The organism is Bacillus sp. FSL R5-0576 (assembly GCF_038004765.1).
GTDB classification, from domain to species: Bacteria; Bacillota; Bacilli; order Bacillales; family Bacillaceae; genus Bacillus; species Bacillus subtilis.
In genome coordinates, this window is sequence record NZ_JBBORU010000001.1 from 1,119,589 (window position 1) to 1,144,744 (window position 25,156).

29 protein-coding genes, 1 tRNA gene, 3 pseudogenes and 1 riboswitch are annotated in these 25,156 nt (G+C 41.5%); of the genes and pseudogenes, 15 read left to right on the forward strand and 18 right to left on the reverse strand.

From position 1 onward, the window contains the following. The first annotated feature begins 128 nt into the window (after positions 1-128). Together fabI and cotO are read left to right on the forward strand one after the other, a co-directional pair. A complete protein-coding gene (gene fabI, locus NX903_RS05750; protein ID WP_003232896.1) occupies positions 129-905 on the forward strand; it encodes an enoyl-ACP reductase FabI in 777 nt (258 codons plus the stop codon). 100 nt (positions 906-1,005) lie between these two features. After that, entirely contained in the window at positions 1,006-1,689 is a 684-nt protein-coding gene (gene cotO, locus NX903_RS05755) for a spore coat protein CotO (RefSeq protein WP_080265338.1), read from the forward strand. A gap of 92 nt (positions 1,690-1,781) precedes the next feature. Here the strand turns inward: cotO and cotZ are convergent, their stop codons facing one another. The 5 genes from cotZ to cotV form a co-directional block, all read right to left on the reverse strand. Beyond that, the gene (gene cotZ, locus NX903_RS05760) at positions 1,782-2,228 is read right to left on the reverse strand and encodes a spore coat protein CotZ (RefSeq protein WP_003244982.1); all 447 of its coding nucleotides are present in this window, start codon (positions 2,226-2,228) and stop codon (positions 1,782-1,784) included. A 127-nt stretch (positions 2,229-2,355) separates the two neighbouring features. Next, positions 2,356-2,844, reverse strand: a complete 489-nt coding sequence (gene cotY / locus NX903_RS05765) for a spore coat protein CotY (RefSeq protein WP_003239243.1) — start codon at positions 2,842-2,844, stop codon at positions 2,356-2,358. 151 nt (positions 2,845-2,995) lie between these two features. Continuing rightward, complete coding sequence (cotX, locus tag NX903_RS05770) at positions 2,996-3,514, reverse strand: spore coat protein CotX (RefSeq protein WP_003244668.1); 519 nt, start codon at positions 3,512-3,514, stop codon at positions 2,996-2,998. Positions 3,515-3,615: 101 nt separating this feature from the next. After that, positions 3,616-3,930, reverse strand: coding sequence for a spore coat protein CotW (gene cotW / locus NX903_RS05775; protein WP_024572403.1), 315 nt, complete (start codon positions 3,928-3,930; stop codon positions 3,616-3,618). A 41-nt stretch (positions 3,931-3,971) separates the two neighbouring features. Then, on the reverse strand, positions 3,972-4,358 hold the full coding sequence (gene cotV / locus NX903_RS05780; protein ID WP_003244871.1) for a spore coat protein CotV: 387 nt from the start codon (positions 4,356-4,358) through the stop codon (positions 3,972-3,974). A gap of 159 nt (positions 4,359-4,517) precedes the next feature. Here cotV and yjcA point away from each other — a divergent pair, with 159 nt between their 5' ends. The 4 genes from yjcA to spoVIF all read left to right on the forward strand — a co-directional run bounded on the left by yjcA (position 4,518) and on the right by spoVIF (position 5,980). Then, positions 4,518-4,874 (forward strand): sporulation protein YjcA, encoded by a 357-nt coding sequence (yjcA, locus tag NX903_RS05785; RefSeq protein ID WP_003232879.1) that lies wholly within the window; start codon positions 4,518-4,520, stop codon positions 4,872-4,874. A gap of 281 nt (positions 4,875-5,155) precedes the next feature. Then, on the forward strand, positions 5,156-5,362 hold the full coding sequence (locus tag NX903_RS05790) for a hypothetical protein (RefSeq protein WP_017695696.1): 207 nt from the start codon (positions 5,156-5,158) through the stop codon (positions 5,360-5,362). Positions 5,363-5,443: 81 nt separating this feature from the next. After that, positions 5,444-5,593, forward strand: coding sequence for a sporulation protein YjcZ (yjcZ, locus tag NX903_RS05795; protein ID WP_003232872.1), 150 nt, complete (start codon positions 5,444-5,446; stop codon positions 5,591-5,593). A gap of 132 nt (positions 5,594-5,725) precedes the next feature. Beyond that, positions 5,726-5,980 (forward strand): sporulation-specific transcription regulator SopVIF, encoded by a 255-nt coding sequence (spoVIF, locus tag NX903_RS05800; protein ID WP_003232870.1) that lies wholly within the window; start codon positions 5,726-5,728, stop codon positions 5,978-5,980. Between the two features lie 73 nt (positions 5,981-6,053). Here spoVIF and NX903_RS05805 read toward each other — a convergent pair whose 3' ends face one another. Beyond that, a complete protein-coding gene (locus NX903_RS05805; protein ID WP_128473817.1) occupies positions 6,054-8,333 on the reverse strand; it encodes an ATP-dependent helicase in 2,280 nt (759 codons plus the stop codon). 116 nt (positions 8,334-8,449) lie between these two features. On the opposite strand from NX903_RS05805, the gene NX903_RS05810 reads away from it, so the two are divergent. After that, on the forward strand, positions 8,450-8,704 hold the full coding sequence (locus tag NX903_RS05810; RefSeq protein WP_003232866.1) for a hypothetical protein: 255 nt from the start codon (positions 8,450-8,452) through the stop codon (positions 8,702-8,704). A 71-nt stretch (positions 8,705-8,775) separates the two neighbouring features. Here NX903_RS05810 and NX903_RS05815 read toward each other — a convergent pair whose 3' ends face one another. Genes NX903_RS05815 through NX903_RS05825 form a run of 3 tightly spaced genes read right to left on the reverse strand, consistent with a single transcriptional unit; the run spans position 8,776 to position 10,476 of the window. Further along, the gene (locus tag NX903_RS05815) at positions 8,776-9,198 is read right to left on the reverse strand and encodes a GNAT family N-acetyltransferase (protein WP_086343710.1); all 423 of its coding nucleotides are present in this window, start codon (positions 9,196-9,198) and stop codon (positions 8,776-8,778) included. A 3-nt stretch (positions 9,199-9,201) separates the two neighbouring features. Then, positions 9,202-9,717, reverse strand: a complete 516-nt coding sequence (locus tag NX903_RS05820) for a YjcG family protein (protein WP_003232861.1) — start codon at positions 9,715-9,717, stop codon at positions 9,202-9,204. Between the two features lie 36 nt (positions 9,718-9,753). Continuing rightward, a complete protein-coding gene (locus NX903_RS05825) occupies positions 9,754-10,476 on the reverse strand; it encodes an esterase family protein (RefSeq protein ID WP_086343711.1) in 723 nt (240 codons plus the stop codon). Positions 10,477-10,643: 167 nt separating this feature from the next. After that, a riboswitch (SAM riboswitch) is annotated at positions 10,644-10,764 on the forward strand. A gap of 67 nt (positions 10,765-10,831) precedes the next feature. On the opposite strand from NX903_RS05825, the gene metI reads away from it, so the two are divergent. Together metI and metC are read left to right on the forward strand one after the other, a co-directional pair. Continuing rightward, positions 10,832-11,953, forward strand: a complete 1,122-nt coding sequence (gene metI, locus NX903_RS05830; RefSeq protein ID WP_086344585.1) for a cystathionine gamma-synthase/O-acetylhomoserine thiolyase — start codon at positions 10,832-10,834, stop codon at positions 11,951-11,953. After that, on the forward strand, positions 11,946-13,118 hold the full coding sequence (metC, locus tag NX903_RS05835) for a cystathionine beta-lyase (protein WP_041345444.1): 1,173 nt from the start codon (positions 11,946-11,948) through the stop codon (positions 13,116-13,118). The genes metI and metC overlap by 8 nt, the downstream gene beginning before the upstream one ends. A gap of 32 nt (positions 13,119-13,150) precedes the next feature. On the opposite strand, the gene NX903_RS05840 is transcribed toward metC, so the two are convergent. Together NX903_RS05840 and NX903_RS05845 are read right to left on the reverse strand one after the other, a co-directional pair. Further along, the gene (locus tag NX903_RS05840) at positions 13,151-13,696 is read right to left on the reverse strand and encodes a GNAT family N-acetyltransferase (RefSeq protein WP_015252328.1); all 546 of its coding nucleotides are present in this window, start codon (positions 13,694-13,696) and stop codon (positions 13,151-13,153) included. Between the two features lie 69 nt (positions 13,697-13,765). After that, positions 13,766-14,956, reverse strand: coding sequence for a DUF819 family protein (locus tag NX903_RS05845; protein ID WP_076457850.1), 1,191 nt, complete (start codon positions 14,954-14,956; stop codon positions 13,766-13,768). A gap of 172 nt (positions 14,957-15,128) precedes the next feature. On the opposite strand from NX903_RS05845, the gene NX903_RS05850 reads away from it, so the two are divergent. Then, positions 15,129-15,201 (forward strand) — tRNA-Val (locus NX903_RS05850). A 130-nt stretch (positions 15,202-15,331) separates the two neighbouring features. Here the strand turns inward: NX903_RS05850 and NX903_RS05855 are convergent. The 4 genes and pseudogenes from NX903_RS05855 to NX903_RS05865 all read right to left on the reverse strand — a co-directional run. Then, positions 15,332-15,675, reverse strand: a pseudogene (locus NX903_RS05855) (tyrosine-type recombinase/integrase); the annotation flags it as partial. Between the two features lie 61 nt (positions 15,676-15,736). Next, a complete protein-coding gene (locus tag NX903_RS05860; RefSeq protein ID WP_124059732.1) occupies positions 15,737-16,057 on the reverse strand; it encodes a tRNA-Val4 in 321 nt (106 codons plus the stop codon). 20 nt (positions 16,058-16,077) lie between these two features. Beyond that, entirely contained in the window at positions 16,078-16,338 is a 261-nt protein-coding gene (locus NX903_RS20960; RefSeq protein ID WP_342819673.1) for an EndoU domain-containing protein, read from the reverse strand. Positions 16,339-16,512: 174 nt separating this feature from the next. Continuing rightward, positions 16,513-17,812, reverse strand: a pseudogene (locus NX903_RS05865) (ribonuclease YeeF family protein); the annotation flags it as partial. A 136-nt stretch (positions 17,813-17,948) separates the two neighbouring features. On the opposite strand from NX903_RS05865, the pseudogene NX903_RS05870 reads away from it, so the two are divergent. Next, positions 17,949-18,053 (forward strand): annotated as a pseudogene (locus tag NX903_RS05870) (peptidoglycan-binding domain-containing protein); the annotation flags it as partial. 33 nt (positions 18,054-18,086) lie between these two features. Here the strand turns inward: NX903_RS05870 and NX903_RS05875 are convergent. Next, a complete protein-coding gene (locus NX903_RS05875) occupies positions 18,087-18,746 on the reverse strand; it encodes a hypothetical protein (protein ID WP_137200723.1) in 660 nt (219 codons plus the stop codon). Between the two features lie 197 nt (positions 18,747-18,943). Here NX903_RS05875 and NX903_RS05880 point away from each other — a divergent pair, with 197 nt between their 5' ends. Next, positions 18,944-19,324, forward strand: coding sequence for a hypothetical protein (locus tag NX903_RS05880; protein ID WP_137200725.1), 381 nt, complete (start codon positions 18,944-18,946; stop codon positions 19,322-19,324). A gap of 477 nt (positions 19,325-19,801) precedes the next feature. Here the strand turns inward: NX903_RS05880 and NX903_RS05885 are convergent, their stop codons facing one another. Then, positions 19,802-20,497 (reverse strand): tetratricopeptide repeat protein, encoded by a 696-nt coding sequence (locus NX903_RS05885; RefSeq protein ID WP_250635009.1) that lies wholly within the window; start codon positions 20,495-20,497, stop codon positions 19,802-19,804. A gap of 247 nt (positions 20,498-20,744) precedes the next feature. Here NX903_RS05885 and NX903_RS05890 point away from each other — a divergent pair, with 247 nt between their 5' ends. Together NX903_RS05890 and NX903_RS05895 are read left to right on the forward strand one after the other, a co-directional pair. Further along, complete coding sequence (locus NX903_RS05890; protein WP_015252322.1) at positions 20,745-21,062, forward strand: putative quinol monooxygenase; 318 nt, start codon at positions 20,745-20,747, stop codon at positions 21,060-21,062. Positions 21,063-21,300: 238 nt separating this feature from the next. Beyond that, entirely contained in the window at positions 21,301-22,056 is a 756-nt protein-coding gene (locus NX903_RS05895) for an SDR family oxidoreductase (RefSeq protein ID WP_003245148.1), read from the forward strand. Positions 22,057-22,215: 159 nt separating this feature from the next. Here NX903_RS05895 and NX903_RS05900 read toward each other — a convergent pair whose 3' ends face one another. Next, positions 22,216-22,563, reverse strand: coding sequence for an Ig-like domain-containing protein (locus NX903_RS05900; RefSeq protein WP_003232839.1), 348 nt, complete (start codon positions 22,561-22,563; stop codon positions 22,216-22,218). 550 nt (positions 22,564-23,113) lie between these two features. On the opposite strand from NX903_RS05900, the gene manR reads away from it, so the two are divergent. Next, positions 23,114-25,060 carry a mannose transport/utilization transcriptional regulator ManR gene (gene manR / locus NX903_RS05905; protein WP_086343712.1) on the forward strand — a complete coding sequence of 649 codons (1,947 nt, stop codon included), beginning with the start codon at positions 23,114-23,116 and terminating at the stop codon, positions 25,058-25,060. Positions 25,061-25,156 lie beyond the last annotated feature (96 nt).

Sequence of the window (25,156 nt, forward strand, 5' to 3'; positions counted from 1 at the left end):
AGCTGATGGTGATCTCTTTTGCGTTTGCTACGGTATGCGCTTTTCATCTGGACAAGGTTATGATATGATAGGAATTAAGATCAGGTACTAATACTATGTCTTTATTAAATATAGGAGGCTTTATACATATGAATTTTTCACTTGAAGGCCGCAACATTGTTGTGATGGGGGTAGCCAACAAACGCAGCATCGCCTGGGGCATTGCGCGTTCTTTACATGAAGCGGGTGCACGTTTGATTTTCACATACGCTGGTGAACGCCTGGAGAAATCCGTTCACGAGCTTGCCGGAACATTAGACCGCAACGATTCCATCATCCTCCCTTGCGATGTTACAAACGACGCAGAAATCGAAACTTGCTTCGCAAGCATTAAGGAGCAGGTCGGTGTAATCCACGGTATCGCGCATTGTATCGCGTTTGCCAACAAAGAAGAGCTTGTCGGCGAATACTTAAACACAAATCGTGACGGCTTCCTTTTGGCTCATAACATCAGCTCATATTCTCTGACTGCTGTTGTCAAAGCGGCACGTCCGATGATGACTGAAGGCGGAAGCATTGTCACTTTGACGTACCTTGGCGGAGAGCTTGTGATGCCAAACTACAACGTCATGGGTGTAGCAAAAGCTTCTCTTGATGCAAGTGTGAAATATTTAGCTGCTGACTTAGGAAAAGAAAATATCCGCGTCAACAGCATTTCTGCCGGCCCGATCAGAACATTATCTGCTAAAGGCATCAGCGATTTCAACTCTATCTTAAAAGACATCGAAGAGCGTGCACCGCTTCGCCGCACGACAACACCTGAAGAAGTGGGCGATACAGCTGCGTTCTTGTTCAGCGATATGTCCCGCGGGATTACAGGTGAAAATCTTCACGTTGATTCAGGTTTCCATATCACTGCCCGCTAAGCAGGATCTATATCAAGCAATCCCGAATAGGGATTGCTTTTTTATTTCTTCTGATTTTCAGCTTTCTGTCATATAGATAGAATATGACACAATCGGAGGGATGAAGATGTCTAATAAGAAAAGAAACGCGGATAAAAAACCGCTCATGTATATTGTTCAGCCGGATTATGCAGAAACTACAAGGTCATCCATGCAGGAGATTGTCATCAAAAGAAAGGCCGACAAACCCGCTCCGCCAAAAGCTGAGGAAAAGCCGGCTTACCATGAGAAGCAGCAGGAGGAAGCCGTGGCACAGGATGTCCTGCAAGAAGACCAAAAGCCTGCAGCCGAACCAGTGAGTCAGCAAATACAAGAGGTGAGAGAGCCAGAGAACATAAAAAGCCAAGAGGAACAGAAAGCAGAGCCGCAGGCCGTAGAAGAAACCGTTGAACACGAGCCCCCGAAAGCAGAAAAAAAGGAAGAGCCTGCACTTGAGGCCCGGAAGCCTGAGAAAGAACCGGAAGCTGTCCATAGTGCCGATAAAGCGGAGGAAAAAGCACCTCCGGCACGAAAAGTGAAAAAACCGATGAGCAAGATGACGATCCACGAAAAAATTGATTTTTTAACAAAGCTGCCTCATAACATGCCGAGAGCGCTTTGTTTGATTGAAGCCAATGGAAGAACGTACAGGGGCGTAATTGTCGGAAGAAGAAATGATTCCGTCCTGCTTCGAACAACAGGAAACGGAGCCCCAACCGAACTGGCAATCGATGATATTACCTCTTTGCACCCGCTCGGTTTTTAACGAAAAAGAAAAAAGCTGCCCGGCTGATGTTGCCGGACAGCTTTTTTACATAGAGAAAAGCCTGCAGGCCTGCAAGCTTTTCCAGCTTATGATTAATGATGATGTGTACGATTGATTAATCGAGGATTTAAGCAGTTGATTGCGCAGAAGCAGTCTAAGTCAACTTCAATACAGTAGTTCGTTTTTTCGAGTCGGAACACTTCACACACCGTATCTTTATCGGTGAAGTCCAAAATGTGTTTGTGTTCGTCAAATGCGATTAATAATGACAGTGTTGCGCAGCTTCCATGCACTCTTTCAACCCTGAAAAATACTGTATTAAAGCAAGGGCCGTTATCGAGTTCGCCGACATTTCCGAAGGCGACTAATGGCGTTGATTTTGATGTAAATATTGCAAAAGGCACTGTGTCGCCTAACGAATGGCTTACAGATAAAAGCTTAGAGTGGCAGCCGGTCGGGCAGTCTTCTTCAACAGCGTTTTGCAGATCTTCAATATTTTCTACAGCTTCACGCACGCAGCTTGATGTTTTCTGGCTCATATTATCCCTCCTGCCTTATAAATTTGAGACTGGCGAAATGATGGAGAGTCAGCTGCCTCACGCTGGAAGCAGCTGAATGATTTGCACCTGTAATAGAGTTTGGAAGGGGATTCCTCTTTACAAGTGTTTATCCATTGTGATGATGCTTTTTATCTTTATGAGGCGATGTTCTGTCAACTAGCTCTGGTGACAGGCACTGAATCGCGCAGAAGCATCCGAGATCGACTTCAATGCAGAAATCTGTTTTTTCTAGCCCGAAGAAATCCGGGTCGCAAGGGTGGCAAACACTTAAGGTATCGCCTTTGACATCGACCGGGCGTAAAATAGAAAGTGTTGCACAGCAATCGCATAATTTTTCGACGCGGAAGAAAATGGATTCAAAGCATTGCATATCATCCACAAATCCCCCTACGTTTCCGAATGTGGAGAACAATCCGCCTTTTTTATCAAAAACGAGAAACGGAATTGTGTCTTTTCCAGCAATCGTAGGGTTTAAAAGGTTGGTATAGCAGCCAGTCGGACACTGTTCTTCAACTGCCTCCTGCTCTGCTAAAATCTTTTCCACTGCATCGCATACACAGTTCTCATGCCGGCCATGGGTTTTTCCGCAGCTCATTGATTTCAGCTCCTTCTTTATAGGGTATTTGACTTTAGTCCTTAACAACATATGTACCCGTGCCCCACTTGGTGTGGGTGAACGTCTATATATTCATCATATGCTTGGAAAATAAGAAAAAGCAGAGCGTTTTTAGCTCTGCTTTTAGGTTCTAGAGGACAAGAGTGATAACTAGGATGGCTACGAGTGTATTTGTTGCTGTAGAGATAAGGGTTGCGATATCGGCATCTACTGTTGTGACGTTTACGCCGCGGGAACATTCGATGAGAAGTTTTTGGCGATTTACTTGTTTGTTGGCTGTAAGCTGTAACAAATCTTGTGCGACTAATTCGGCAATTACGCCGTCTGCAATTGATGTCAGAGTTGCCGTTACGACAGCGGCATTAAGTGCTGTTACAACTGATGTTACGGCTTGAACGTCTGTAGATGTAACATTGATGTCACAAGAATCTCTAATAATAATCGTTTCATCTGATACTTGTTTGTTGAGATTTGCTTGAGCTAGATCTTGGTCGATGAAGGCGTTGTCGTTGCCAAAAAAACCATTGCCATTACAGCAAACGTCGCAATGACATTTTCTTTCGTGTTTTTCTTTATCTTTCTCTTTGTCATCTAACGGATGGTCACAGTCAGGATCAAGTGCAACCCAAGAATATGGTCTGCTTTCCATATCTATTCCTCCTTTTCTTTTACTGTTATTAAATGAGCGAGCCTCTTATTTTGACTGAGTCATATATCCTGATGAAGAACCCTATTTTTTTTTATGATTGGCTAATTGTTATCGTTTTTCCGTCTTTGTCTGATCTGTTCAATGAGCTGCTCTCTGCGGCTTAGCGGTTTTGTGTTTTGCTCTTGCACGGCTGCTTCTTCTTTTTTCTTCTTTTGGTTTTCTATTAGCGCTTGTGATTTAGCTTGTAAGTCTTTTACAAGATTTAAGAGCATTTCTTTTTCTTCGTCTGATACTTTTTTCATTTTGTCTTTCGTGACACCATGTTTAGAAAATATATTTTGGACCAGCATTTTCGTCATTGGATCAACTTCTGGAAGCTTTGCAAGCTCTTCTTTGAATTTATCGTTATCTGACATTTGTTTTCACCTCGTCTTTTAAGTTTGTGAAAAAGAAAGGGTTAAAGGACGTCAAGTTCACTAAGAATGCTGTTTAACACCTGAAGCAAGATTTGTACAAAGGTTATTATCTCGTCGGCAGACAAAGTAATTTTGATGTTGCGGCTGTTGATAATTTTAATGATGGTTCTTTTTTTGATTTGTGAGCTATCGAGAATAAGAATTTCACTTGCCACTGCGTCAGCCAAATCCTCGTCGGCGATGACGAGCTGAGTCGCCACGATAATCATGGTTGTCACAAAGGCTTGTATAGAAAGGGCAGCTGTTATATGTGACGTGTCAATTGTGATATTTTCGCAATCAATCACTTCGATCTGCTGTTCGAATTCGCTTGATAATTGCTCAAATATTGCAGGGTGCAGGGATTCGACTTTTTCTTCAAATGACATAACCTTCACTCCTTTCTTATCCATACTCTATATAATGCAAATGGGGTGCAGAGCGGAATAATAAAAATAACCAATTTTCTGCCGGACAAGATACAATTCATGAAGAATAGGGTTTTCGCATATATGTGAAGGGATCATGATTGGCAAAGGAGTGAACGAGTGGTTATAAATGGGCTGACAATAGTTCTTCTATCGCTTGCGGTCTTTCGGCTCGCCCGCCTGCTTGTGTTTGACACGATTATGGCGCCGCTTCGCAGTCTGTTTCATGAAGAGAAGGAAGAAAAGGATGCGGACGGGAATATTCAAACCTATATCGTGATTAAAGGAACCGGTGTCAGGGCGTTTATTGGTGAATTGCTGAGCTGCTATTGGTGCACAGGCGTGTGGTGCGCCGGCTTTTTGATTTTATGCCAGGCGTTGATCCCGCAAGCGGCGCAGTGGCTGATTTTACTTTTGGCGATCGCCGGCCTTGCCGGCATCATAGAAACGCTCGTATCAAAATGGCTGCAAGAATAAGGCGTTACCACCAGCAACTTTCTGTCAGAATACGCATAAAGTAGCATATATGACATAAGGAAAGGAAGGGGACAAAAATGAATCAACATAATAAACCTTCCCAAAAATCTCCATATACAGATTCATCGTATCAATCAAAAAAGATAAAAAAGAAAGGCTGCGGGTGCGGAAATAAAAAGAAAAAGCCTCAATAGCCTGGCAAAGAAACCGGAGAACTCCGGTTTTTTGTTTTTTTAACGGGGCGGCCTCGCTCAGCATATATCATAAGCGGGGGGATAAAAGTGAATGAGTTTGAAAAATGGATAGAAGGAAGATATGAACCACACGAACAAAAGCAAAAAGAGTATGAAGACACGATGGGCCGTATCAGAAAAGACTTGGATGCATTTGATAAAGCCGGTCTGGAATTTGAAGATGAGATTGAAGAGCTGGCTGAAAAAACGGAGGCCTTACTTAAAAAACATCAAGCTCAATATGATCAATCGTAAATCCGCAAACGCCCTATGCGAATATCCAAGCCGATCCAAGCAGCTCACATAGTGTATAGAGAGTAAAGGAGGTGCTTATCTATGGGCTTTGGATACGGATTCGGCGGCGGCTACGGCGGCGGCTGTTATGGCGGTTATGCTGGCGGTTACGGCGGCGGCTATGGTTCAACATTTGTTTTGTTGGTCGTATTATTCATTCTCCTCATCATCGTAGGTGCATCTTTCTTTTAAGATGTATTGAGGAAGTACGGGTTATAACCCGTGCTTCCTTGCCTTGTGTTTATTTTTAAAAATGTTGGAAAAGCACATTGTATTATGTGCATTCATACAATACCGTATTACTCCGCCAAAAGGAGGCGCATTATGGATAATCAATTTTTTAAGAACATCGAAAAGAAAACAGGTGTGAAGATGCAGGATGTAATGAATCTTGCCGGATCACTCCAAAACGCTAATTTTAAAGATGAAAATACAGTGCGCAGTGTGATTAACCGCGTAGCGCAGATGGCAAACAGACGCGTGCCAAAAGAATTAGAAGATAAAATTGTGGAATCTATTACAAGCGGAAAAGAAAAGCTTGATTTTGGCACGATTTCTAAAATGATGGATAATAAATAAGTGGATGGCCTGGCTGACTCACTGCAGCGGGCCTTTTTTTACAGTAAAAACCCGGCAGTAATCTGCCGGGCTGTTAATGATGCAAGGGCTGTCTTGCTTTCTGTAGCAGGGGATACAAAAATCTTGAGCGGTTGGCTGTTTTGCCGCGCCTGTTAGCGGGGCAAGACAAATATAAATGCTGTTTCGCCCGGGTCATGGCTACATATAAAAGGCGTCTTTCCTCCTCAAGAGCGGCTTCGTCTCCTTTTCTTGCCGTTTCTAATGAGAAATCGTGCGGAATCGAGCCGTCTACAGTGCCTAACACGTAGACTGTTTTGAATTCAAGGCCTTTTGACCGGTGAATGGTCATCAGCTGAACGCCATGTTCATCCGTTCTGTTTTTCTCAGCGGCCCTCATATGGTCTACGTGGGCAAGAAAGTCAGGAATCGTTTTGAACTTCTTGGCGACAACCTTGATGTCGCGCAGGTCATCGGAACCTTTTTCCAGCTTGTTGCCCTCATTGCCCCGCTTTTTTAAATACTCGGAGAAGCCCATTTTTCCTTCTGCAAAGGTGATGGCTTCTACGGGTTTCATTGTGCGGAGGCTTGCGAAAAACGGTACGATTTTCTTGATTTTGTCCAGCTGGAATGGCTTCAGATCAGGCAATTTGGCCAGCGCTTTGATCATGGTACAGTCCTCTGTAATCGAGAGCGCCTTCAGCGTATTCAAAGCGGACTGTTTTAAAAACAAGGCGGGAAGCAAGTGTTTAATCGCCTCGGTGTCATCCTCATTTTGGCTGGCATACAAGTAGGCGAGAATCTGGCGGACGATCCGTCTGCTATAAAACGATTGGACGCCGCGGTCAGCTGTATACGGAATTGATGATTGATGAAGCCTTTCATAAATAGCACGGCCTCCGCTGTTTGTGCGGTAAAGAACCGCAAAGTCATCTGGACTGGCTCCATTTTGAATTTTTTCTTTGATATCGGAAACGACCATTGTGGCTTCTTCCTCTTCATCATAAGGATAAAACAGCACAGGGACCTGAATGTCATCGCGGGCCGCTTCAAGCGTTTTGGCATATCTGTTTTTGTTCTTTTTCACGACGATATCAGCACTAGAGACGATCGGGTGCGTAGACCTGTAGTTCGCAGTTAAATAGATCGTCTTCGCTCCCGGATAATCCTTTTGAAAATCAAGAATGAAAGACGGATTGCTTCCGCGAAACGCGTAGATGGACTGGTCATCGTCTCCGACACAGCACAGGTTTTGCTCCGGGCTGGCGAGCATTTGCATGATTTTGTATTGAACCGGGTTAATGTCCTGAAACTCATCAATTAAGATATACGTAAACCGAGATTGATATTGTTCCAGAAGGTCAGGCCGCTCGATAAACAATTCATAGCAGGCTGAAGCCATGTCATCAAAATCAAATTGGCTGTGTTCTTTTTTCTGGCGTTCATAATGTTCATATAAACGATAAACTTGTTTTTCCCACTCATCTTTTAGAGGGATGCGTTCATTTGGGACATAAGTGTTTTTCCAAAAACCGATCTGCTGCAGGGCTTGGTCAACTGGGAATTCTTTCTCATCGATGCCCTCTTCATAGAGTGCTTTTTTGATATATTGTTCCCGCTGCCACTCCATTTTCAGCAGATGCTCACCGTTCCATTTAGCAGAATTAGAGTGATACAAGATCTTATAAAACAGACTGTGGAATGTTCCTGTCACAAGTCTTCTGACTTTTGCCGGCTGTAATCCGTACTGGTTGGCCATACGCTCTTTCATTTCAGCGACAGCTTTTGTTGTAAAGGTGACAAGCAGCATATTTTCAGGCGGTATGCCTAAGTGTTCGATCATGTGGGCGGCACGGGCTGTCAGCACCCGTGTTTTTCCGCTCCCCGCACCTGCAAGCACAAGCAGCGGGCCCTCTGTTTCCGTGACAGCTTTCAGCTGATCCGTGTTTAAACCGACAGACGGAAAAAGGCTCGTATCGGGTTTTATTGTTTTTGGCACAAATGGTGTTCCTGGTTTAATGCTTCTAGGACGGTGCCATTCCGTAACAGCTGGGGACGGGTCAGCGGCGATCGCTTTTCCCTTGGGTAAACGAATGACACCAGATTCCTGATCGTCTTCTTTTTTTTCCTCTTTAGAGGGCTTCGGTTCGCACGCCTCCTCACATGCCGGAAAATCGCCTGGCTGGCGATGGATAAACTCTGGCGGATCGGCGATGTTAAGCCGTAACAAAACGGGCTTTCCGCAATGAGAACAAAATAAATGTCCTTTTATTCCCTCTTCAAAGAGGAATTGATAATGTTCTCTCGAATATGTATGTAAATGTATGATTCTATCATTCAGTCGGGCGCATTTCAAAAAGGGGTCCTCCCAATCAAAAGGTGTTCATTACAGACAATGACTATCATATCAAAAGAAATGTGTTTCAAAAAGTAAGTTTAAGGGAAAAGAGACAGCAGAGGGGTGGGTATTGTATGATATATGCAGGTCAAATTCAGAACCAGCAATACGCTCAATATGCTAATAGAACGATTGGACATAAGCAGGATTATGCCGGAACCGAAAAAATCAGCTATGTCCCGTTTCAGCGGGTATACAAAGAACTGGAAAAGCAGCAGGAGAATCAAACGGCCGCTGAAAGAAAAGTAAACGAGATGAAACGTAAGCGCTCTCTTTATAAGAGGTTGCGAGAAAAAGGAATGGGCACATATATTAATCGATATGTATAAAAAACCGTTCATACCAGAGAACGGTTTTTTATATGCGAAAAAAATCCGGATCTCAAAAGATCCGGATGCGTTCAGTCCTTCATCATTTGTAAGTGCGGAATGCCGGCATCGAGGAATTCTTTTTCAGAAAGCATGCGATACCCGTGTTTCTTGTAAAACGGCACAGCCTGTGTTTGCGCGTTTAAAATGAAACCGGAAGCGCCTCCGTCTGCCGCGGCTTTTTCGAGCGCTTTCATAATGATGCCGCCGACACCGGCTGAGCGGTGGCTTTTCAGTACGCAAATCCGCTCTAACTTGCCGTAGCCGTCCTTCATGCGCCATCTTCCGGCACCGACAGGCTTTTCACCGTCATACACGACGATATGCTCTGACTCATTTTCAAGTTCGTCAATTTCTTCTTCAGCAGGCACGTTTTGTTCTTTGACAAAGACTTCTTCTCTTACATAGAATGCATCTTTCAATTGTTCTTCATTTTTTGCGATAACTGCTTTCAAACATTATTCTCCTCTGCCTAGCAAGAAGGTTTCATATACTGTCCACGATCCGTTTTCCAGCTGGTAAAGCAAGTGGAAACGGTCAACGATTTCTTCATGCGACACTTCCTGCATTTTTAATTGTCCCAGCACATCTGAATGCTCATCGTCGGAAAGATTTTGGCCGACCGTCACATGCGGAACGAAATTATATTCCTGTTCTCCTGCCAACACACCGGTGTATAGCTTTTCATTGAGTGTTTTTAACTCTTCCGTCGGTTCTGCTTTGATGTAAATGACATTATTGACAGGCGCAAATGAGCTGTATTTTGTCATTTTGAGAACGAGTGGGTGGGACTCTTTTGCGATGTTTCTTAAATGTGATACGAGCTGATCCGCTTTCTCCTCCGCGCATTCAAAGGATGCTCTCAGCGTCAAATGGGGCGGGATCAGAGAGTAGCTTGGGTCATAGCGCTTTCTGTAAGAGTTTGCAAGGTCTTGGAGCTTTTTTGATGGAAATAAAACGATTCCGTATTTCATATTATGTCCCTCCTGGAAATAAAGTATGATAGAGTGTTAAAGCATTTTTTTCAGCGCCGGGGTGATGAGCGGCTGCCAGTATGTCCATTTGTGGTCTCCGTCAAATGGCTCAAAATAATAATCGGAAAGCTTCTTCTCCAGCAGCTGTTTCAGCTCCTGGTTCGGTTCTGTAAAGTCCAGAATGTTCCCGTCTGTCGTGTGGACGTCAGTTTCTTTTGTTCCAATTTGGTGATAAATAGAGAGGTGTTTGATATCATCTGACTGATTCACGGCTTCTAGTATATGTTTGTCAACATAGGGAGACTGCATGATGATGTTGCCAAACATATTCGGATAATCAAGCGCTGTCATAAGTGATACGGTCGCTCCGAGCGAATCACCGATCAGGGTTCGGCCATAACCGATCTGATAGGTTGGATACTCATCATCTGCAAAAGGAACGAGCTCATGGGCGATGAACCGTTTATACGCCGAAAATTTTGAACCCTCCGGATGATAGGTGTTTCTGCGCTCTTTTACATCCTTATAGGGAACACCGATAATAATGCACCGGTCTATTTCGTGTTTCGACAGCAATTCCTCAACCTGTCTGCCGATTCTCCCCAGCCTGAAATAATCGTGGCCGTCCTGCGCGATAATGACATGGTATTTATAAAGCGGGGAGTAGTTGGACGGCAGATAAACAAGCAAGGTCATTTCCTCGTTAAGCTCTTTTGAAAAGAATTTCTTTTCTTGCACTGTGCCGTTTTTCGGTGCCATAAAAACATTCCTCCAGGACATCACTATACTTTCTTGCATTTTCAATTATTGTACCATGAATTATTAGAAATTTCTCTCTTTAAACGGTTCGGAACACGAAGAAAAAAGTGTTGAAATAAACTGTGAATTGCGCTAATATAAAACAATCAGAAAATTGAAATCGATATTTCTTATCGTGAGAGGTGGAGGGACTGGCCCTTAGAAACCTCAGCAACCGGCTTGTTTTGCATGTGCAAAGCGCCAAGGTGCTAAATCCAGCAAGCGTTTTTTATGCTTGGAAGATAAGAAGAAGCGTTAAACCCCTTCTTCTTATGAAGAAGGGGTTTTTATTTTGAAAAGGGAAGGTGTCAGCTATATGTCACAGCACGTTGAAACGAAATTAGCCCAAATTGGGAACCGTAGCGATGAAGTCACGGGAACAGTGAGTGCTCCTATTTATTTATCAACAGCATACCGCCACAGAGGGATCGGAGAATCTACCGGATTTGATTATGTCCGCACAAAAAATCCGACACGCCAGCTTGTTGAGGACGCCATCGCTAACTTAGAAAACGGCGCGAGAGGGCTTGCCTTTAGTTCGGGAATGGCTGCTATCCAAACGATTATGGCGCTGTTTAAAAGCGGAGATGAATTGATCGTTTCATCGGACCTATATGGCGGCACGTACCGTTTATTTGAAAATGAATGGAAAAAATACGGATTGACTTTTCATTATGATGATTTCAGCGATGAGGACTGTTTACGCTCTAAGATTACGCCGAATACAAAAGCGGTGTTTGTGGAAACGCCGACAAACCCCCTCATGCAGGAGGCGGACATTGAACATATTGCCCGGATTACAAAGGAGCACGGTCTTCTGCTGATCGTAGATAATACATTTTATACACCGGTCTTGCAGCGGCCGCTTGAGCTGGGAGCTGACATTGTCATTCACAGCGCAACCAAGTATTTAGGCGGGCATAACGATCTGCTTGCTGGACTTGTCGTGGTGAAGGATGAGCAGCTTGGAGAGGAAATGTTTCAGCATCAAAATGCGATCGGCGCCGTCCTGCCGCCATTTGATTCGTGGCTTCTGATGAGAGGAATGAAGACGCTGAGCCTCAGAATGCGTCAGCATCAGGCAAACGCGCAGGAGCTTGCGGCGTTTTTAGAAGAGCAGGAAGAAATTTCGGATGTGCTGTATCCCGGAAAAGGCGGCATGCTGTCCTTCCGTCTGCAAAAAGAAGAATGGGTCAATCCGTTTTTAAAAGCACTGAAGACCATTTGTTTTGCAGAAAGCCTCGGCGGGGTGGAAAGCTTTATTACATACCCTGCGACCCAGACGCACATGGATATTCCTGAAGAGATCCGCATCGCAAACGGGGTGTGCAATCGGTTGCTGCGCTTTTCTGTCGGAATTGAATATGCGGAAGATTTAAAAGAGGATCTAAAACAGGCATTATGTCAGGTCAAAGAGGGAGCTGTTTCATTTGAGTAAACATAATTGGACGCTGGAAACCCAGCTCGTGCACAATCCATTTAAAACAGACGGCGGAACCGGGGCGGTCAGTGTACCGATTCAGCACGCCTCGACTTTTCACCAATCTTCATTTGAAGAGTTCGGGGCATATGATTACAGCCGCTCTGGCACGCCGACAAGAACAGCTCTTGAAGAAACAATTGCCGCACTGGAAGGCGGAACAAGAGGATTTGCTTTCAGTTCAGGCATGGCTGCCATCTCAACAGCATTTTTACTGCTGTCACAGGGTGATCACGTTCTTGTGACAGAAGATGTATACGGCGGAACCTTCCGTATGGTGACAGAGGTGCTGACTCGGTTTGGCATTGAGCATACGTTTGTCGACATGACGGATCGTAGTGAAGTGGCGCGGAGCATCAAGCCGAACACAAAGGTCATTTATATGGAGACGCCATCAAATCCGACACTTGGGATTACGGATATTAAAGCAGTTGTTCAGCTTGCAAAAGAAAACGGCTGCCTGACCTTTCTGGACAATACATTCATGACGCCGGCACTGCAGCGTCCGCTTGATCTCGGCGTGGATATTGTACTTCACAGCGCGACAAAATTCTTAAGCGGACACAGCGATGTGCTCTCAGGTTTAGCTGCTGTCAAAGATGAAGAGCTTGGGAAGCAGCTGTATAAGCTGCAAAACGCGTTCGGCGCCGTCCTTGGCGTGCAAGATTGCTGGCTCGTGCTGCGCGGCTTAAAAACGTTGCAGGTCCGTTTAGAAAAAGCGAGCCAAACAGCGCAGCGGCTTGCGGAATTTTTCCAGAAGCATCCGGCGGTCAAGCGCGTGTATTATCCGGGACTGGCTGATCATCCCGGCGCTGAAACCCATAAAAGCCAGTCAACGGGAGCGGGCGCCGTGCTATCTTTTGAGCTTGAAAGCAAAGAGGCCGTTAAGAAGTTAGTCGAGAATGTGTCACTGCCGGTCTTCGCTGTCAGCCTTGGCGCCGTGGAATCGATTTTGTCCTATCCGGCAACGATGTCTCACGCGGCAATGCCTAAGGAAGAGCGTGAAAAACGCGGTATCACTGATGGCCTGCTCCGTCTGAGTGTGGGCGTCGAACATGCAGACGATTTAGAACACGATTTCGAACAAGCGCTGAAAGAAATTGCTCCAGTTGCGGTTCGTTAAAAAAGAAGCCGGGGATGGCCCGGCTTCTTTTATTATTGTTCGTCATCAGGATTCAGAATCGCGAGGACTTGATGATCCTCCCAAACGCCATTAATTTTCACATTTTTTCGGGCGATGCCTTCTTTATGAAATCCCGCTTTTTCTAAAACACGCATGGACCCGAGATTACGGGGCATCACACCGGCTTCAATCCGATGCAGTTTCAATTCGTGGAACGCATAATCAACAACCAATCTGACTGCCTCTGTCATAATGCCCTTTCCATTATGGGCTTTGTCTAAAAAATACCCGATGAACGCAGTTTGCAGCGCGCCACGGATGATTTGAAAGAGCGAAACCGTCCCGATTAATCTATCGTCTGACGCTGTAAAGATGCCAAAATGATATTCTTCATCTTTCTCAAGTCTTTCCTGATACTCGGTTATTCGTTTTCTTTGCCCCTCAACCGTATAGTAATCGTCTGCGCGTATCATAGAAAACTGTTCGAAAAAATCCCGATTTTCGCTTTGCAGCCGCAAATTTTCTTCGGCATCCTTTCCTTCTAAAGGTCTAACATAAATGGTTTTTCCTTTTAACATACAGTGATCTCTCCGTTCTCATGTCAGCATTCCTCTTACATTATTCTCAGGGAAATACAAATATCCTTTTTATAAGAAGGAAGAAAACCAATTTCCAATAAAAGTGCCAACATAGTTGCCGATTAAGTAGCCGAGCGTACCGACAAGCATGATCGGGGCGACAAGCTCCCGCCATCCCTTGGCAATTGCCATCGCAGCCGCAGTCGTCGGTCCCCCGACAGTAGCGTTGACGGCGAGCAGAATTTCTTCAAGCCGCACGCGGAACAATTTTCCGGCAGCTAAGGAAACTGCTAAATTGCTGATCGCAATGATAAACACGAATAATAGAATAAGAGGCGCATTCGTGACGATTAAGCGGAGATCTGCAGGAATGCCGATCACCACAAAAAACAAATAAATCAAAAAGGTTCCAAGTTCCTGAGATCCATTGAGCCTTTCAAAAAAACGCGGGAAAAGAAAAATGATAAGAACAGTTAAAGACGTAAGCACCAGGTACTGATCGCCAAGCGTACCGGTCAGCAGGGGATGAGAAAAAATGCTTTTAAAATAACCGGAAACCTTCATACTAACCGCAACAAGTGCGAAAGCGGCACCGGCATTAAAAGCGATATCCTTTAAGGAAATATCCTTCCGTTTCCAATAGCTTTCAGCACTGTTTCCGCTGTTTTCATCGGCTTTTACCTTCTCTTCAAACGGCATGGCATAATGCCGCTGAAACCATTTGAGTGCAGGAATGCTGATTAAAATAAAAAACAAAAGCGCCATCATAAAATTATCAGCCACAACGGTAGCCGACACATATTCACCAGGCGTCTCAAATTTTGCCGCCATCGCCGCAAAGTTGACCCCGCCGCCGATATAAGAGGCGCTGATCATCCCGCCGATTTTATCGAGATAAGGAATATGCTGTTTGAGAAGAAAAAAAGCTAGAATGCTCCCAAGGACAGTGCCAGCGGAGCTAATCAGAAAAATAAACAGCAAACGCCTGCTTTCCTTAAAAATTTGCCGAACATTGATCTGAAACAATAAAAGTGGTATCGCCAGCGGCACCACATAAGACCACACAGTATCATACACAGGCGACTCAACAGGAAGCACTCCTACATTTGTAAACACCATAGCACCTGCCAGCGCGATAATAGCACCCGACACAGCGGACGCCCACTTAAAGCGCTGCTCCAGCCCGATGCTCACTGCCGCCCACACCGCAATAAACCCCCACAATACCCATGCATCATCAGAAGAAATCAAAGAATGCAAAACCCCATCACCTCTATTGTTAGAAAATTAAGACATATTATAATAGCCGGGGAACGGAACAGCAAGTCCAAAAAAAGTTTTTCTAAAAAAGCAGTTGACGAATAGAAGGGAAGGATATATAATAGAACTTGTCAGAAAGACAACAACATACCCAGCAACACATACATATCATGATTCCGTAGCTCAGCTGGGAGAGCGCTACCTTGACAGGGTAGAGGTCGCTGGTTCGAGCCCAGTCGGAATCATAGCTTAAACCCTTGCGTAGCAAGGGTTTTTTACTTTGCTTATTTATTGATTTTGTCATCATTCATCGAGTTGGGGACGAATTGGGGACGAAATTAATTTTTTGAGCTGATTTTGAAGGGGAATTCAAAATCAACTCTGTTTTTGTGTTAGGTTTCTAGGATCAAACTGGTTAAAGTGTTTTACTGTGCTATTTTCGAGTTTCTCGATAACGTGACCATAAATATCACTAGTTGTTCGAGCACTGGCATGTCCAGCTCTTCTTGAATAGCACTGAGACTTTCGCCAGCTTCCATAAGGAGCGCCACCATAGTATGCCGCAAGTCATGAAGACGAACATCTTTTAGGCCGTACTATTTTTTAATTTTAGTCCATTTTGCGGTAGGGGTTGTATAGTAGTAAGGTTTTCCTTTACCACTGTGAAATACATATTGATGTTCTCCGCCTTCCCAGGCATCGCCAAGCAACAATTTTTCCACTTGTTTCCTAAAAAGACAATCAAGCGCTTAAGTAATTATATCTTCAATATCCAATTATCTATTCTATCGTCTCTTTCCATATTAAAATCAACTCTAAAAACTCATCAGTTTCTATAATACTTTCAAAAGGCTCATCAACCCGGCAATGATGCTCAGCTATTGTCATGTTTTTCTTAATTATTATACTTGTAGCATTCAACGTAATTTCAAAGTCTTCATAATCTCCTGTTAAAACCTTCTTAACGTATCCAATATACTCGTCTGCTTCCTCTTTTGTTGAAATATCCTCAAAAACGTCCGAGAAAACAGTTAATTTTTCCGGTAGTATTATTCTTGTGATACCAAATGGATCTTTTTTAAATTCATATGAATATCTCATCTTGTTTTTCACCTTCTATGCTATTTATTATACAAAGGATAAGCAGTGGCTATTGAACCATCCTTATTTAAGAACATTTCTATTTTAATTCCTGTTGAATTTTCACCTATAAACTTATTAGCACCTATCTTTTTTTTATTTTGATACGCTTCATCAATAGCCTTTAACACATCTACACGATTCCATTCCTTCGGAAAAAAACTAGATTTGGCTATTTTTCTCTTCCCACTGATTTCAACATTGGCTTCATAGACACCATTTTTATTGGTGTTTTCTCGGATCCAGGTATAATTTTTCCACCCATCATACTTTCATGATGATATCCAACCGCTTTACCGCGTCTATTAATTCACCATGGTAAATGTGTTTTATCGTTCCCGTATTATATTTACCCGTATCCTTATTGTTAGAACGTTCAGATCTTCTGAGAACACTCTCTTTTTTATCTTCTGCAATGCTTTTTAGCAGCGGAATATTTTTCACGTTAATGGTTTTCTCAGCATCTTGAAGGATTCCTTCTAATGCAGGAGTATATCGGTTAACAGGAGATTTGACAAACTGTTTTACGGACTGACCACCTTTCAATAACAGAAGACTTCCGCCCAAATAAGTAACATAGTGCAGCCGTGTGTATGCATCCCCGTGTATCATTTTTGTATTCCAATTATCCTTCAATGTGTCAACCATACTTTGAAAGGCAGCTTGATAGTCGTATTCCAAAACGGTATCCAGCACTTTTTGAGGATCCTTGTTTAAGTTATCAATTGTCCAACTGATATTCCATCCGAATTGAATAGCTCCTTCACCGGTATCCTTAGCAAGATCGTATAAACCAACAATCGCACCTTTAGCGCTATCACCTATGATTTGCAACACTTCTTTTCCGTTATTCATGAAAGCTTTACGCTGTTCAAGGAATAAAACAAATTCAAGCTGTTCAGGGGTAAGATTCTCATATCCGACTTTCTTGGCAATTTTTAAGTATTCGTCCGGATCCGTCACTCCGTCAGCTAGCTTCTTCTTTAGCTCTTTGATTTCTCGTTCTTTCGCTTCATCTTTCTTGATCTTCAAATAAGCTTCAGTCTGTTTCTCGATATCGCCTTTTTTCTTATGTATATCACTTTCTCGATAAGCTTTGGTATTGTAATGGATTGGTGTAGCATTCTTGCCTTTGCCTGTGGATTCCTCAAGTTTTTGGAAGTCTTTCTTGATGAATTGCTCGTTTGGCTCTGACTGGGCATATTCAGTAACAAGTGCTTCGTCCACACTACCTAGTTTGTCGACTGTTTTTTTGCGTTTGTCCTCTGCATCTGCAAGTTCGTCTTTAAAGTCTTCAGTTGAAAACAGATCAAGCGGAAGGATATCGTCGATATTATGTAAGATATCTTTCATGGCTTTCTTTTGTTCAGACATAATAGATTTTGATTTTGTGTAGGCGTTAGCCAGCTCGTGTTCTAAGAAGGATTCTTCTATATAAGCATCAGATAAGCTGGCGTCCTCTAGAGTGCCTGAAATGCTTGTCAAGAAAGCAATTTTCATATCAAGTAAGTCAATCCAATTGTCAGCTACACCTGCATGGTCTTGATAAAATGCTTTAATGTTGTCGGCGCCTTTGCCGGAAAACTCACTGTCATCTAAATCAGCTACAGCTTTAAAAGCCTTTTTTAGATTGACCATCTGACTTCTTAATTCTTTGTATTCCTTTGCACGTCTATCTGCTTCTGAAAGCAGTGATTTGGCTTCAAATACTTTCATGATCATATCCTTTCGTTTGAATAGCTCCAACAAGATTTTACCATGGGAAAATGAAGAAATAGACAGCGATATAATTCAAAAGTGTGGAATGAATAATTTGATCTGTGTCAATTTACCTATTCGGATTATTTGTTTGGAAACTAATGACGCAGTAAGACGATTCCAGTTGATGAATGGTTTAAATCCTAATGGCATTTATGGCCCGAAAACTAAAGCGAAGCTCGAATCCCTTCTTAAATAAAAAAGCCCTTCCCGATTGGGAGGGCTTTTTCTCTTATTTAATAGATACGTGATGTGTATACCAGTTTCCGGTTGCAGTGAATCGTAATTCCATATGGCCGTGGCGGTTACCTCCATACTTTACAAACGTGTAATCAGAATTGGCGATTGCATCCTTAGCCGTTTTGTCAATGTTTGCAATTTTTTTGGAAGTAATTTTACCATTCCAGCCAGCAAAACCTGAAGCGGATGCACTTGGCGGACTTTCCCACTTTGTTATTTTCTTTCCATATTCGTATGAATAGTTGTCACTTACTCGAATATCATATAATTTTATCCCTGTAAACTTTACAGCGTAATATCCACTTGCAGTTTTATTTTGGGTGGCCTGTGTTGTTATCTTTTCCAATCCCATATCTGTACTGACGCCCATTTCCACAGTGAAACCATTACCGAGATCAATTTCTTGATATGGATGATCTTTGCTGACATGCATACTGTTTAAAGCCTTATTCACTTCTTTAACAGTTGGGATTTTCTCAGATGAAAGGGTTCTCAAGTTTTTTTGTTTTGTTACCTCGTAAAAGGTCGCCTTATCAATAATCAGATCAGAATTCTTGTCCACTTTTTCGGCAGCATTTGCGCTTTGGAGACTAAACAGAGATGAAAAACTCAAAGCTAGGGCAAAAACCACACCCACAAGTAACTTTTTCATTTTATCCCTCCTTAATGTTTTCGTCCCCATCTTATCCCGGTGTATAATATTGGTAAAAGAGACAAAAGTAACAAATGATGCTATTGATTAAAGTATTAGGCTTGGAAGGAAAGGGAAGATCGAAAAGTAAATGAATGGTTTTACCCATTTAAACAACCATATATCAGGTGTATATTGGATTGTAGGGGAGGGATATCATGGTCAAGATTATATTGGCATTTGTTTATCTATTTGGCTTCGTTGTGTTGAGCAATTGGGCTTTCGACGGAATATTTTCAGAGAGCTATTTCTCGCCGATCGGTTTCCTTTGGTCTATTTTATTTACATTTTTCACAGGGGTTTATACCGGCTTGCCTTTAATCTACAAAAAGTTTACTCAATCAAGCCGTTTGACTTTGAAAAGTAAAAAGCCAATTTATTTCACTATCGGTACAGCTGTTATTCTCTTTGGGCTTTATTTTCTCAAAAACGAAATCGCCCCCTATTTTATGCTATGTGGCTATTTTTTAACTCTGGCATCAGGTATAGCCCTGACCATCTTATTACAGCCCAAAACCAACAACTGTAAAACAGTATAACCAACAAGAATTAATTAAAAGCCCGTCGTTTTTTAGGCGGGCTTTATACAAATTTAATCAAAAAGGAATATTTTTAATCAGAAACTTATGTAAGAAAACCCTATAAAATAGGGTTTGGGAATAAAACGTCTGTTCGTGTCAGAACATAATCTCTACCTTGTGACAGGGTAGAGATCCCTGGTTCGAGCCCAGTCGGAATCATAGCTTAAACCCTTGCTGCGCAAGGGTTTTTTACTTTTTATAGGGGCTGTCGGTTTATTAATGCAGTATATGATTTAAATGAAAACTCAGGAATAATATTGAGTTGAGAAGATAAAATAAAAACCCCATTTCTAAAGTCCAAAATGGGGTTATTTCTTAATATCATATTAAGTTGCTGCTCTATCTGCGACCTTATAAGTGGACTGCTCAGAAAGAGCGTATGAAGCGCTGGATACTCCAACAATGCCAAGCAAGAGCGCTAAACAAATTGCAATTTTACATTTTTTCATTTAAATGTTTCCCCCTTTGAATTTGTTTACGTGCTTCAATTGCCATTTGATAAAAATCGACCGCATCATGTCTGTCTTCTTTGTTGGTCAAAAAATCAGCAACAGCAACAGCGTATTCTTCCATATCACCATAAAGGTTTTTCTCTTTGAAGAACTTGAACACTTCTCTAAGTGTTTGTAAGTCAAATGATAAATAAAGACCTTTAACCAGTTTTAATTTCTCGGTTACTTCCTGGTTGTTGTGTCGGGCAGCAACCTTCTGACCTTCCTGGTATAATTCTAACGCAGCCTTTAAATCATTCTTCTTTGCTTTGACATACGCCAGATTAAAAATCGCTTTGGACTCATAAATGTGCTTTCGATTCTTATGAATTTCATAGGCGATTTGAAAATGTTTCTCAGCATTGTCAAGTTCTTCAAGATTATTATAACATAATCCCACATTAAAATGAGCTGAACCAATTAAATGTTGTTCCCCTATTTTTATAGCATCATTTAAGGCTTTTTCAGCTGTTTCTAAAGCGTCCTCATAACACATTTTATCTAGCCAGTTCCCAAAGATAACAAACTGACATTGAACCATTTCCTTGCCATATGTAAGGTTCCCCTGAGCATCTTTTTGCTCTTTAAATATAGAGTATGCTCGCTGGGCATAATTCATTGAAAAATGAGTCTCTTTCATATAGTAATAGACTTCTGACATTTTGAAATAGAACTCTGCCTTATCTGTATTTGCGTTCTTATCTAATAAATCAAGATATTTTTCGGCTTCGCGATAATATGTTAAAGCAATAACTAAATCTCTCGTTCTAAAATGATACATGCCGGTAAAAAAATGATAAAAGAACTCTATTGTATTGGTGAGGGATGCACTCGAAGTCGTCTAATGATTTATAAATGGCATCTATCTTTTTCAAGAAAATGTTATAATGAAAAGCCATAAAATGATAGGAGGGGGAATTTCGATGCATTACATAACGGCATGTTTAAAAATCATCAGTGATAAAGACCTTAATGAGATAATGAAGGAATTCAAAAAACTTGAGGAAGAAACGAACAAAGAAGAGGGGTGTATTACATTCCATGCTTATCCGCTTGAGCCATCAGAACGTAAAATAATGCTTTGGGAGATTTGGGAAAACGAAGAAGCTGTGAAAACCCATTTCACGAAAAAACACACAATAGACGTTCAAAAACAAGAATTAACGGAAGTAGAATGGTTAATGAAAAGCAATGTGAATGATTGAAAGGCTCTTTAAAAAAAAGACATTCAATGACTTAGAATCAGCCACTTGTGATTAAGTAGTAAATTGTTGTCCAACTCTTATTTTTTTCTATTTAATATTTTTTGAGACGAAAATGTTTTTTTGAGCTGATTTTGAAATGTATTCAAAGTCAGCTCTGTTTGATTTAAAGGATTATATTCTTTGGATAACTTGTTACCATCATAATGGAGATACTCCGTATAAATTGGAGGTTAAAATAATGAGTCATTCTCAAGAAAAAATTGCACTAATTACAGGAGCAAGCAGTCAAGGGGATATTGGTACGGCTATTTGTCGTAAGTTAGCCTCACAGGGTATACATATCTTCTTTACTCACTGGAATTCTGATACGGCCTGGATAGAAGAATTTCAACAAGAAATTTTACGTATGGGTGTCCGCTGTGAGGCAATGAAAATTGATTTATCAGATGCACATGCTGCATTCACAATACATGAAAAAATTTCAGATAAATTAGGATATCCTTCCATCCTTATTAATAATGCAGCTCATTCCGCAAGTGATAATTATGTATCGTTAGATGCTAAATCACTTGATGAGCATTATGCGGTTAATATGAGATCGAATTTTCTTCTTTGTGTTGAATTCGCCCGTCGGTTTAAAAAATCTAATTTAATATCAGGAAGAATCATCAATATGACATCAGGGCAGGATTTAGGTCCTTTGCCTGGGGAGTTAGCGTATGCAGCTACTAAAGGAGCTATTTCTGCCTTTACTAGGTCGTTATCACAAGAACTTGCACCATTGGGCATCACTGTTAACGCCGTAAACCCAGGTCCAACAGATTCTACATGGATGACAGATGAAATAAGAAATTTTCTTTCACCTAAATTTCCAATGGGGCGTATTGGCACACCAGATGATGCAGCACGAATGATTGCTTTTCTTGCAAGTGATGAGGCTGAATGGATAACTGGACAAATTATTCATTCAGAAGGTGGATTTATTCGGGGCTAAGCTACTGAAACACAATATACACCAATGTATGATGTATTCCCAAAACTAAATCTAAACTTGAAGCGCAATTGAAATAAAATAAGGTCCCTTCTCTTTTTAGAGGGGGACCTTATTTTATTCATGCATGTTTTGCATCCAGAAAATCTGGCGGATAAGAGATTAATAAACCGTTACATATACTTTTCCGAATACTGCAGTACCTTTAAACAAAGTAATCGTGGCTTTCCCTTTTGATTTAGCCGTCACTAAACCATTTTGATCGACTTCAGCAACTTTTTGGTTATCAGTCCAATAACGAGTAGCTGAATTATTTTTAACAGAATAGGTTTCTCCAACTTTTAGAGGTAAATTATAGTCTTGAATCTTGATAACATGTGTAGGTGAAATAGAAATGTTCTTTACTTCAGTAGGTGTGGAGTTTATTTCATGAGCTGAAGCTACCCCGCTGACCGACAGAGCTAACGCAGAAATCGATAAAGCAGAAACAACAGTTTTTTTGAAATTCATTTTGAAACACTCCTTTAAAGTTTTTTGTCTTGCACTATAACAATTCAATAAAAGTAATTATTTTCCTTGTAAATAAATGTTAATAATATGTGAACGATCAATTGATTTGAGCTAAGAATATTGTGTGCGCTGCACAGAGTTTGTATTTATGATTGAAAATTGCTGAGAGAGAATGGCCATCCTTAAAATGTTAATAGCACACATTTGAAGGGTATTAGTTTGTTGAGCGTGTGGGAATTTTGTTACCTGCACTTTATCCCCGAAGATACCAAATCATTTTTCTTCATCATGTTCTTACTTTCGTACTCATACATTAGAAAATCTTCGTTCTAAATAGGTGAAGAATTGGAGTATTTTTATGAATTTCTGCTGAATATACATTACATAGCAAACTCAAAGAGTATAAAAATCGCTTTTTTCCGGAAGCTTCGGTAAAAAACAAAACTTTTGTCTCTATGATTTTATTTTATAATGTAAACGGTTTCTTATATATTATACTTATACTATCAATTTGCTCAAGTAGATACTGACAGGAAGGATAGAAAAACAGATGGAATACATAAATACAAGACAAAAAGAGATTTTGTATCTGTTGTTATCTGAACCTGATGACTATTTAGTTGTGCAAGATTTCGCAGATAGGGTACAGTGTTCTGAAAAAACAATCCGGAATGATTTGAAAGTGATCGAGGATTATCTCAATGAGCATTCTCATGCACAGCTTATTCGAAAACCAGGGTTGGGCGTTTATTTACATATAGAAGAACAGGAGAGGACCTGGCTAAGCCAACAATTACATACTGATCATTTTTCTTCTAGGCAGCGGACCGATGAAGAAAGAATGCTGCACATTGCTTATGATTTATTAATGAATCCGAAGCCTGTTTCCGCAAAAGAAATTGCCGCTCGGCATTTTGTCAATCGATCTTCCATTAAAAAGGATTTATACGCAGTAGAAGAGTGGCTGAAGCGTTTTGATCTCACGCTCGTTTCTAGGCAGCGGCTTGGATTAAAGGTTGAAGGGAACGAAAGAAATAAAAGAAAGGCATTGGCAAGAATATCTGATTTGATTCACAATACAGAGTTTACGAGCCAATTTATTAAAAGTAAGTTTTTACATTATGAAGTAGATTTTGTGACGAGAGAAATCAAATCATTACAAAAAAAGCATTCTCTCTATTTCACAGATGAATCGTTTGAGAGTTTGCTGCTGCATACATTATTAATGGTCCGCCGGATCAAAATGAAGCAGCCGATCTCGTTGTCCCCGAAAGAAATGGCGGCAGTAAAAAAGAAGAAAGAATATCAATGGACATTTGCTTGTTTGCAACGGCTCGAACCGGTTTTTGCAATCCGTTTTCCAGAAGAAGAAGCCGTGTATTTAACATTACATATATTGGGCGGTAAAGTTCGTTATCCATTACAGAAAGAAGAAAACTTTGAAAATGCTGTGCTTCCTAAGGTTGTAGAGCATTTAATCAATCGTGTTTCAGAGCTGAAAATGATGGATTTTCATAAAGACCTGGATTTGATCAATGGTTTGAACATTCATCTCAATACAGTGTTACAGCGGCTGAGCTACGATCTTTCAGTATCAAATCCTATGCTGAATGATATTAAAAAGATGTATCCTTATTTGTTTCATCTTATCATTGACGTTTTGGAAGACATCAATCAAACATTTGATCTTCATATTCCTGAGGAAGAGGCAGCATATTTGACACTGCATTTTCAAGCAGCCATCGAACGGATGCAGTGCAGCAGCGAGGCACATAAAAAGGCGATCGTCGTCTGCCACATGGGAATTGGGATGTCCCAATTGCTGCGGACGAAAATTGAACGGAAATATCACCAAATCGCTGTAATGGCTTGTATTGCAAAGGCCGATTTAAAGGATTATATCAAAAAGCATGAGGATATCGATCTTGTCATATCCACCATTGCGCTGGAGAATATAACGGCCCCCCATATTGTTGTGTCTCCGCTGTTAGAGCCTGGCGAAGAGAAGAAATTAAGTGCATTTATACGTCAGCTGGGCGAACCACACCGCCAAAAACAAAAAACGTTTCAGATGCTGAACAATACGACTCCTTTTTTGGTTTTTTTGCAGCAGGAGGCGGAGCATCGCTACAAGTTAATTGAACAGCTGGCGACAGCTTTGTTTGAGAAAGGCTATGTTGAAAAGGACTATGCGGTTCATGCGGTGATGAGGGAAAAAATGTCGGCGACAAATATTGGGTCAGGCATTGCCATTCCTCATGCGAACGCTAAATTTATTAAACAATCAGCAATCGCGATTGCCACATTAAAGGAGCCGCTTGAATGGGGAAATGAAAAAGTTTCGCTTGTCTTTATGCTGGCTGTCAAACACGAGGATCAAACCATGACAAAGCAGCTGTTTAGCGAGCTCTCATATCTTAGCGAGCAGCCGGCCTTTGTCCAAAAGCTGACGAAAGAAACCAATGTCATGTCATTTTTATCTCATTTGGATTATTAAAAAGCAGGGATTATTCCTTGCTTTTTTTTGTTATAGGGAAAAATGCCTTTATTTCCGGAACCTATGGTAAAAAAAGCGATTTTTAAGTGCTGATTT